The organism is Caulobacter sp. (assembly GCF_035254145.1).
GTDB lineage: Bacteria > Pseudomonadota > Alphaproteobacteria > Caulobacterales > Caulobacteraceae > Caulobacter.
In genome coordinates, this window is record NZ_DATFAV010000214.1 from 1 (window position 1) to 2,318 (window position 2,318).

The 2,318-nt window shown below is 70.8% G+C and carries 3 protein-coding genes; 1 reads left to right on the forward strand and 2 read right to left on the reverse strand.

Translation table 11 applies throughout. The features are described from left to right. Positions 1–141: 141 nt before the first annotated feature. Entirely contained in the window at positions 142–1,140 is a 999-nt protein-coding gene (locus VJ655_RS13080; RefSeq protein WP_324111730.1) for an NADPH:quinone oxidoreductase family protein, read from the reverse strand. Positions 1,141–1,223: 83 nt separating this feature from the next. Here VJ655_RS13080 and VJ655_RS13085 point away from each other — a divergent pair, with 83 nt between their 5' ends. Next, complete coding sequence (locus VJ655_RS13085; protein ID WP_324111732.1) at positions 1,224–2,117, forward strand: isoaspartyl peptidase/L-asparaginase; 894 nt, start codon at positions 1,224–1,226, stop codon at positions 2,115–2,117. A 63-nt stretch (positions 2,118–2,180) separates the two neighbouring features. Here the strand turns inward: VJ655_RS13085 and VJ655_RS13090 are convergent. Next, positions 2,181–2,318 (reverse strand): hypothetical protein (locus VJ655_RS13090; protein WP_324111734.1); only part of this gene is annotated, 138 nt, incomplete at its 5' end.

Below are 2,318 nucleotides of genomic sequence, written 5' to 3' on the forward strand. Positions count from 1 at the left end.
GGCCCGGGGCGCCGCCGCTTCCGCTCGGTGGGGCGAACGTCGGCGGCGGCTCCCGGGACCGGGGGCACTTTCGCCGACCATCCTGTCTTCTTCGCTAAGAAGGACGATTAGCGAACCTTAACCAAGGGCGACGAAACAGGGTTAATCGATGGTGATCACCACCTTGCCCATGGCCTTGCGGCTGGCCAGGTGGGCGATCGCCTCGCCGGCCCGGGCCAGGGGGAAGCGCTCGGACACGTAGGGCTTGATCTTGCCCGCCGCGTAGAGATCCATCAGCGCCTTGAGGTTGTCGGCGTGGCCCTTGGGATCGCGGGCCACCGCCGCGCCCCAGAAGACCCCGACGATGTCGCAGGACTTCAAGAGGGTCAGGTTCAGCGGCACCTTGGGGATGCCCGACGGGAAGCCGATGACCAGGAAGCGGCCCTCCCAGCCCGCGGCGCGGATCGCCGCTTCCGAATAGTCGCCGCCGACCGCGTCGTAGGCCACGTCCCAACCGGCCGAGCCGCAGGCGCCCTTGAAGAGCTCGGCCAGGGCTTTCTGGCCGTCCTTGTCGAACGGACCCCGGGGATAGACGACGCCGCTGTCGGCGCCGTGCTTGATGGCCAGGTCGATCTTTTCCTGGCTGGAGGCGGCGGCGACCACCTTGGCCCCCATCGCCTTGGCCAGCTCCACCGCCGCCAGGCCAACACCGCCGGCCGCGCCCAGCACCAGCAGGGTCTCGCCGGGCTTCAGATGGCCGCGATCCTTCAGGGCGTAGTACGAGGTGCCGTAGGTCAGGACGAAGGCGGCGGCCTCGTCGAAGGGCATGTTGTCGGGGATGGGAGTGCAGCGCCCTTCTTCGAGCGCCAGCTTCTCGGCGTAGCCGCCCCAGCCGGTCGAGGCCAGCACCCGGTCGCCGACCTTGAAGCGGTTCACGCCCTCGCCGACCGCGGCGATCACGCCCGAGACCTCGCCGCCGGGCGAGAAGGGCCGGGTCGGCTTGAACTGGTACTTGTCCTCGATGATCAGCACGTCGGGATAGTTGACGCCGCAGGCCTTGACGTCGATCAGCACCTGGCCCGGCCCGGCGACGGGATCGGGCAGCTCCTCCAGCACCAGGGTCTCGGGTCCGCCGACCGCCTTGCTGAGCACCGCCTTCATCTCGTCTCTCCCAGTGTTTTTGTCTTACGGGGTCCATTAAGAGGGCGGGACGCTAGCGCGGGACGGGCCGCCGAGGAAGCAGAATGTCAAACAAGCGTTTTAGTCTGGCTCTGCATGGCGGAGCCGGCGCCAAGCCTGGTCACGACTACGCCGTCGAGATCGCCCACATGCGGGGCTTGGTCGAGGCCGCCCGCGACCGCCTGGCCGCCGGCGCCGGCGCCCTGGACGTCGCCGTCGAGACCGTGGTCGCCCTGGAAGCCAGCGGACTCTACATCGCCGGCCGGGGCGCCTCGCCCAACGCCGACGGCGAGTACGAGCTGGACGCCAGCCTGATGGACGGCGCCACGCGCCGGGCCGGCGCCGTCGCCGCCCTGCAGGGCTTCGAAAGCCCGATCCTGGCGGCCCGCGCGGTGATGGAGGCCACGCCGCATGTGATGCTGGCCGGCCAGGGCGCTATCGACTTCGCCCGCGAGCGAGGCCTGGCGCCGGTCGCGGATCCCGACGCCTGGTTCACCCGGGCGGGGGCGTTCGAGGACAACCACCCGCCAGATTCGCTTTCCCAAAGCGCCCTGCCCACCGGCACCGTCGGCTGCGTGGTCCGCGACGCCGAGGGACGTCTGGCGGCCGCCACCTCGACGGCGGGGGTGTTCGGCAAGCGTCCGGGCCGGGTGGGCGACTCGCCGGTGATCGGGGCGGGGACCTACGCCGACGGTCACGCCGCGGTCTCCTGCACCGGCCAGGGCGAGTACTTCATCCGCGCCGCCGTCGCCGCCCAGATCGCCTGCCGCGTCCGCTTCGGCGGCCAGGACCTGGAGACCGCCGCCCGCGCCGCCATCCAGGAAGTCGCCGACCTCGGCGGCCACGGCGGGCTGATCGCGATTGACCGGGACGGCGACGTCGCCATGCCCTTCGTCTCCAGTGGCCTCAAGCGCGCCGCCCTCCTGCCCGACGGAACCATCGTCAGCGCGGCGTTCTGAGGAGTCAGACCCAGCACGCCTTCTCCCGCAAGGAGAGGAGGATGGTCTTGGTCGACTAGCCCCTCACCCCTCCGCGCGCGTCAGCTTCCAGCGGATCTTCGCGCCGACCTCGGGGCGGACCTGGCTCTTGAGCACCACCTGGCCGGCCTTCCTGGCCAGGCCGTGATCGAAGTGCGCGCTCGGGGCGATCTCGACGTCGAC

What these genes read in the sequence shown, in the direction of transcription:
- VJ655_RS13080 (WP_324111730.1), bottom strand. Translation starts at nt 1,140, where the DNA reads ATGAAGGCGGTGCTCAGCAAGGCGGTCGGCGGACCCGAGACCCTGGTG.
- VJ655_RS13085 (WP_324111732.1), top strand. Translation starts at nt 1,224, where the DNA reads ATGTCAAACAAGCGTTTTAGTCTGGCTCTGCATGGCGGAGCCGGCGCC.